This window comes from Roseateles sp. (assembly GCF_049240545.1).
GTDB lineage: Bacteria > Pseudomonadota > Gammaproteobacteria > Burkholderiales > Burkholderiaceae_C > Paucibacter_A.
This window is the reverse complement of sequence record NZ_JBMLSK010000208.1, coordinates 28,934-35,255: the sequence shown is the minus strand read 5'-3', so window position 1 is coordinate 35,255 and position 6,322 is coordinate 28,934. Positions and strand designations below refer to the sequence as shown.

The following is a 6,322-nucleotide window of genomic DNA, read 5'->3' as shown; positions in this document are numbered from 1 at the left end:
CCAAGCGGTAGAGCCATTCCAAGCCGCGCTTTTGCATCCAAAGTGGCGCGCGGCGCAGGGTGCCCGCGTGGTAGTCGAAGGCAGCACCCACGCCGATCATGACGGCGTTGATGTGGCCGCGCTGCTTGGCCATCCAGAGCTCTTGCTTGGGGCAGCCCAGGCTGACCCAGACGGTACCGGCGCCTGAGTCGTTGATCTGTTTGACGATGGCCGCGTCTTCGTCAGCGCTGAGCGGGCGAAAGGGGGGCGAGTAGGCGCCGGCTATCTTCAGGCGGGGCCAGTCGCGCAGCAGCCGTTGCTGCAAGAGTTCCAAGGTTTCTTGGCTGGCACCGTACAAAAAGATGGACTCGTCCCGCTGGCTGGCTTGGGCGCAGTAGCGCAGCATCAAATCGGGCCCGTTGATGCGCTGTTGGTCGGCATGACCGAGCTTGCGCAGCATCCAGGCCACCGGGGCACCGTCCGCCGTATTCATGTCTGACCCCTCCAAGGCGGCTTGAAACGCCGGTTCTTGGGTGGCCGTCACGACCGAATGGGCATTGCAAATGCCCACATAGCTGCTTTGGCGGCGGCGCGCGAGTTGCCAGATACGGTCTAGCGCTTCGTCCCAACTGACCGGGTCGATGCGGGTGCCGAGCACACGGGTCTGCGCTCTTGGGGAGGTTGCGGTCACGGGCAAATAGCCGGCATGGGCTGATGGTTGGGGCTCAGCGGATTCTAGGCACCGACTGTGTCAGTCCTCTTGCGATGCTGCGGAATTGGCCTGGATCTGAGGGCCTTGGATCCCAAAGCTCTCAAAAACCAGACTCAGATCGCAAGGCCTCGTCTTTGCGGTCGGGGTCAGGCGCCCAGCTTCTCCGCCAGGATCTTCACAATCCGCTCGGCCGACTTGCCGTCCCACAGGGCCGGGCGTCGGCCCTTTTTGCCGCCGTTTTTGATCGTGTCCAGCGCCAGCGGGATGATGACGGCGGGGTCGGTGCCGGCCAAGACGTTGCTGCCTTCGTCCACGGTGACGGGGCGCTCGGTGTTCTCACGCATGGTGATGCAGGCCACGCCCAGGGCGGTGGTTTCTTCTTGCAGGCCGCCGCTGTCGGTCAGCACCACGACGGCGTCTTTCCACAGGTGCAGGAAGGACATATACGCTTGCGGGCCCATCAGCGTGACGTTGGCGCCCAGGTTGACACCGAACTTCTCGATATTGGCGCGGGTGCGGGGGTGCACCGGGAACACCAGCGGCAGTTCGGGCGAAACGGCGCGCAGCACGCTGGCGATGCGCTCCAGCGCTTCGGCGCTGTCCACATTGCTGGGGCGGTGCAGGGTGACGACGCCGTAGCGGGCGTGTTGACGCTTGTAGGCGTCGGTCTCATAACTGCTGGTGTCAGCGGTCTTGCTGAGCTTGTCGGCTTGGTAGAGCACGTTGTCAGCCATTACATGACCAACGTCGTACACCACATCCATATTGCGGCCTTCGCGACGCAGATGCTCGGTGGCGCTGGGCTCGGTGACGAAGAACCAGTCGGTGATGGCGTCGGTGACCAAACGGTTGATTTCCTCGGGCATGCTCATGTCGCCGCTGCGCAGGCCGGCTTCGACGTGGGCCACGGGGATGCAGGCCTTTTTGGCGACGATGGAGCAGGCGGCGGTGGAGTTGACATCGCCCACCACCAGGCAGGCGGCGGGCTTGTCGGCGGCGACCAGGGCCTCGTAGGCCACCATGATCTTGCCGGTTTGCTCGGCGTGGCTGCCGCCACCGCAGCCCAGGCGCACATCGGGGGCGGGGATGCCGAGTTCCTCGAAGAACACATCATTCATGTCGCGGTCGTAGTGTTGACCGGTGTGAATGATCTTCCAGGCCAGGCGGCCGTCGGCCTGCAGCGCGCGCACGATGGGCGCGATCTTCATGAAATTGGGGCGTGCGCCGGCGATCAGGTGAATGCAAGGCTGGGTCATGGGCTTGTGTTCTCGCAAGGTGCGGAGGCCTGCTTGGGCATCCGCTTGTTGTGGGGGCTTTCCTCTGGGTGGCTCATTCTATGGGGGGCTTATGCTCGCACGGTGGTCACGACCGGCGGCCCGGCGTGACCGGGTTCACGCGGGCTGAGGACACAGGCGAGTCGGGTGTCGGCTCCCGGTCACGCTTCTCGGCGAGAATGCCGTGCTGCGATGCACCACAGCTGTCGCACAGGGCAGGCGGGCGAAAAATCACAAAGCCCATGAACACCAGGAGATTGCGTGAAAGTTCTCGTTACCGGCGCGGCCGGCTTTATCGGCATGCATGTCAGCCAGCTCTTGTTGGCCCGTGGCGACCAAGTGGTTGGCCTGGACAATCTCAATGATTACTACGACCCGCAACTCAAACACGACCGACTGGCGCGCCTGACGCCGCTGCCGGGCTTCAGCTTTGTGAAGATGGACGTGGCCGATAAGGACGGCATCGCCCAGCTGTTTGCGACCGAGAAGTTCGACCGCGTGGTGCACCTGGCCGCCCAGGCCGGTGTGCGTTATTCGATTGAGAACCCGCACGCCTACATCGAGAGCAATATCGTCGGCTTCACCAATATCTTGGAAGGCTGCCGCCACAACAAGGTGGCGCACCTGGCTTATGCCTCCAGCTCCAGCGTGTATGGCGGCAACACCTTGATGCCTTTCTCTGAGCATCACAGCGTGGACCATCCGGTGAGCCTGTACGCGGCCACCAAGAAGGCCAATGAGCTGATGGCGCACACCTACAGCCATTTGTTCCGCTTGCCGACCACCGGCCTGCGCTTCTTCACCGTCTACGGCCCCTGGGGCCGGCCGGACATGGCCTTGTTCTTGTTCACCAAGGCCATCATTGAGGGCAAGCCCATCAATGTGTTCAACCACGGCAAGATGATTCGTGACTTCACCTACATCGACGACATCGCCGAAGGCGTGGTGCGCGTCTTGGACCGTGTGGCCACGCCCGAGCCTGGCTACGACCCGGTGAAGAGCGACCCGGCGCATTCCGACGCGCCTTACCGTGTCTTCAATATCGGCAACCATGACCCGATCCAACTGATGGCCTTCATCGAAGCCATCGAAAAAGCGGTGGGTCAAGAGGCGCAGAAGAACTTCATGCCGCTGCAAGACGGCGATGTGCCCGCCACCCATGCGGACGTGGAAGAACTGGCCGCTTGGACCGGCTTCCGCCCCGCCATGCCGGTGCCAGACGGCGTGGCCAAGTTCGTGGCTTGGTATCGCCAGTACTACAAGGTCTGAAGTGCGCCTTCACCCATGGGCTGAGTCTCAGGCGGGCAGCTTGTCCAGCCAGACTGCCAGCCCTTGGGCATTGAGTTCGATATCCATGGACAGCAAGGCCAGTTGCTCCGGCTCGGGCAATTGGCAGCCGTGGGCCTGCAGGCTGTGCAGGTAAATCTGTTGCAGGCCTTGCTTGAGTTGTGCGTGTCGCTCGGGCGCCCGGCGCAGCGCCAGGCCTAAGTCCACCATCTGCTGGACCTGCGCGAGCAGCAGCTTGGCCAAGCGCTGCACGTCTTCGGCGTCACGGCCAATGCGAGCGTAATGCGTCAACAGCATGGACTGCGGCGAATAGCTCAGCAGGAGCTGCACCGACGCGCTCAAGGCTTCGGGTTCGAACTGCACCGGCGTGCTGGTGGGTAGCAGCCAGGCACCTTGTTCGGTATCGAACTCCCGGTAGCTCAGCCCGAAGGTGTCGCCGGTGAACCAGGCTTGGCTGCGCGCATCCCAGATGCAATGGTGATGACGCGCGTGACCGGGAGTGTCGATCAGCAAGAGCGGCCGACCCGCCAGGTGAATGGTTTGCCCATCAAAGCTGGCCTGCGCCCGCTCGGCCGGCACCGGTTGCAGCTCACCGTAAGAGCGCTGCATCTCCTCGGCACCATAGACCGCCAAAGCGCCTTTGAACAAGGCCGAGGGGTCGATCATGTGCCGCAGGCCGCGCGGATGCACCAAGACTTGGGCATTGGGCAGTGATTGCATCAGCAAGCCGACGCCGCCGGCATGGTCCAGGTGCACATGGGTGGGGATGACCCAGTCGACGCAGTCCGGCGTCAGGCCCAGCGAAGCCAGCGCCGCCAAGAGGCGCGGGACCGCGTGGTTGGTGCCGGTGTCGATAAAGGCGGCGCGCCCGGCTTCAACGATCAGGTAAGCCGCATCAAAGCGCGGCCGCTGAAAACCGGTGTCGATGGCGTAGATGCCTTCGCCCAGCGGCTGGAGAAAGTCCTCGGGAATGTTGTGCACGGGGCGGCTCCTTAGAATCCCCGCACGATAGCTCAGAGGGCAGATGATGGCCGTACATGAAATCCTGAAGATGGGCGATCCGCGCCTGCTGCGTGTGGCCCAGCCGGTGACCGAATTCGGCACACCGGCCCTGAAGGCCTTGATCGCTGATATGTTTGAAACGATGAAGGCTGCCAATGGCGCCGGCCTCGCCGCGCCGCAGATTGGCGTGGATTTGCAGCTGGTGATCTTTGGCTTTCAAAGCAATGAGCGCTACCCCGAGGCGCCGCCGGTGCCGCCCACGATTTTGATCAACCCGGTCATCACCCCCTTGTCGGATCAGCAGGTGGAAGGCTGGGAGGGCTGCTTGTCGGTGCCGGGCTTGCGCGGTGTGGTCGATCGTTTTGAGCGCATCCGCTACAGCGGCTTGGACGAAACAGGCCAGCCCTTTGAGCGCGAGGCTGAGGGCTTTCATGCCCGGGTGGTGCAGCACGAGTGCGATCATTTGCAGGGCGTTCTGTACCCGATGCGCATCAAGGACTTCAGCCGTTTTGGCTACACCTCGGTGCTGTTCCCGGCCTTGGACCCGAACGCGGATGATTGATGCGCCTTTCTTGAACCGAGGCCGATTGAAATAGTTTGTAAAGATGGTCGGCGCGGCCGGCTGCCCAGGCGTTAAGCGGCTCTGAAGGAGCTTGCCATGTTCGCTGCCGCTTGGAATCAACGACTCGCCTCTTGGGGGCTTTGCTTGGCTTTGGGGCTTGGGCTGCTGGCCGCCGCTGCCACGCCCGCCTGGGCCGACCCGCCGACGCGCGCGGGGCGCGTGGCCGAGGTCATGGGCGATGCCTGGCTTTTTGATGCCGAGACCAAGGAGTGGCTGCGCGTTACCCGCAACCAGACGGTGGCCGAAGGCGACCGCTTGCGTACCGATGAGCGTTCGCGCGTCAGCCTGCGCATCGGTTCCACCAGCTTGTGGCTGGATGAGCGCAGCGACCTGGAGTTCACCCAGCTGGATGAGGGCCGGGTCTTGTTGCAAGTGGCCAAGGGCGACTTGGGCCTGCGTTTGCGCTCGCAAGAGGCGCTCAATGAGTACAAGGTGCAGACCCGTGAGGGCACGGTGTTTGCCGAGCGCGAAGGGCTGTACCGGGTGGAGCAGCTGGATCGCGGCAGCCGTGTTTTCGCGGTGCAAGGGCGCACGCGCTTTGAGTTCAAGCGTAGCGAGCAAACCCAGCCGGTCTGGTTGCAAACCGGCGAGCAGGCCGAGTTCTGGTGGGCCGGTGGCCCGCGCACCGAGCGGCAAGGCCTGAATGGCGACAGCTTTGGCGACTGGTTGCTGGCGCAAAGCCGGGCCGAGGGTGACAGCTTTGCCTCCGGTGTGAGCCGCCGTTATGTCTCGCCGGAAATGACCGGCGCCGAAGAGCTGGATCGGCATGGCCGCTGGGAGCAGTCGCCGGAGTACGGCAACGTCTGGATCCCCACCGTGGTGTCGGCGGGTTGGGCACCCTACCGCTATGGGCGCTGGGCCTGGTCGCGCCATTGGGGCTGGACCTGGGTTGACGATGCGCCCTGGGGTTTTGCGCCTTTCCACTACGGCCGCTGGGTCAGCTGGGGCGGGCGCTGGTGCTGGACACCGGGCGCCTATGTGCATCGCCCGGTCTATGCGCCGGCTTTGGTGGCCTGGGTCGGCGGCCCCTCGGTCAGCATCGGCGTGAACATTGGCGGCGCGCGCCCGCCGCGCCCTCATTACGGCTGGTATCCGCTGGCGCCGCGTGAGGTCTATGTGCCGCACTATGTGCACAGCCCTGCCTACAAGCACCGCATCAATGTGGATCCGGATCCGGTCACCGTGCGTCGCCCGCGCAGCAATTTTGAGGTGCCCGGCGCCGTCAGCTATTTGCCGGGGCAGGGCGGAGCGGTGCAAGCCATGCCGACACGTGACATCGGCCCGGTGAGGCCCTTGCCGGCAGCGCCGGCGCGTCAAGAATTGGCGGCTGTCTTGCCGGCCCGGCCGGTGGCGGATGCCACGGTGCAACGCCCGCCGGCCGATCTGCCCTGGCGCAGCGAGAGCCTGGGTCGCCGGGAGCGCGAGCGCGATATGGTGGGGCGAGAG

General features: G+C 64.2%; 6 protein-coding genes. 3 read left to right on the top strand and 3 right to left on the bottom strand.

Annotation, left to right across the window (positions count from 1 at the left end):
* Positions 1 to 670 (bottom strand): WecB/TagA/CpsF family glycosyltransferase (locus ACOVRJ_RS13320; RefSeq protein WP_422044333.1); only part of this gene is annotated, 670 nt, incomplete at its 3' end.
* Between the two features lie 167 nt (positions 671 to 837).
* Positions 838 to 1,947, bottom strand: coding sequence for a non-hydrolyzing UDP-N-acetylglucosamine 2-epimerase (wecB, locus tag ACOVRJ_RS13315; RefSeq protein WP_422044332.1), 1,110 nt, complete (start codon positions 1,945 to 1,947; stop codon positions 838 to 840).
* A gap of 279 nt (positions 1,948 to 2,226) precedes the next feature.
* Here wecB and ACOVRJ_RS13310 point away from each other — a divergent pair, with 279 nt between their 5' ends.
* Entirely contained in the window at positions 2,227 to 3,234 is a 1,008-nt protein-coding gene (locus ACOVRJ_RS13310; protein WP_422044331.1) for an NAD-dependent epimerase, read from the top strand.
* Between the two features lie 27 nt (positions 3,235 to 3,261).
* On the opposite strand, the gene ACOVRJ_RS13305 is transcribed toward ACOVRJ_RS13310, so the two are convergent.
* Positions 3,262 to 4,233, bottom strand: coding sequence for an MBL fold metallo-hydrolase (locus ACOVRJ_RS13305; RefSeq protein WP_422044330.1), 972 nt, complete (start codon positions 4,231 to 4,233; stop codon positions 3,262 to 3,264).
* A gap of 46 nt (positions 4,234 to 4,279) precedes the next feature.
* On the opposite strand from ACOVRJ_RS13305, the gene def reads away from it, so the two are divergent.
* Positions 4,280 to 4,816: a peptide deformylase gene (gene def / locus ACOVRJ_RS13300; protein ID WP_422044329.1), complete on the top strand. Its 537-nt coding sequence runs from the start codon at positions 4,280 to 4,282 to the stop codon at positions 4,814 to 4,816.
* A gap of 96 nt (positions 4,817 to 4,912) precedes the next feature.
* Positions 4,913 to 6,322, top strand: a 1,410-nt coding sequence (locus tag ACOVRJ_RS13295; RefSeq protein ID WP_422044328.1) for a DUF6600 domain-containing protein, incomplete at its 3' end; no start/stop codon positions are given.

What these genes read in the sequence shown, in the direction of transcription:
- def (WP_422044329.1), top strand. Translation starts at nt 4,280, where the DNA reads ATGGCCGTACATGAAATCCTGAAGATGGGCGATCCGCGCCTGCTGCGT.
- wecB (WP_422044332.1), bottom strand. Translation starts at nt 1,947, where the DNA reads ATGACCCAGCCTTGCATTCACCTGATCGCCGGCGCACGCCCCAATTTC.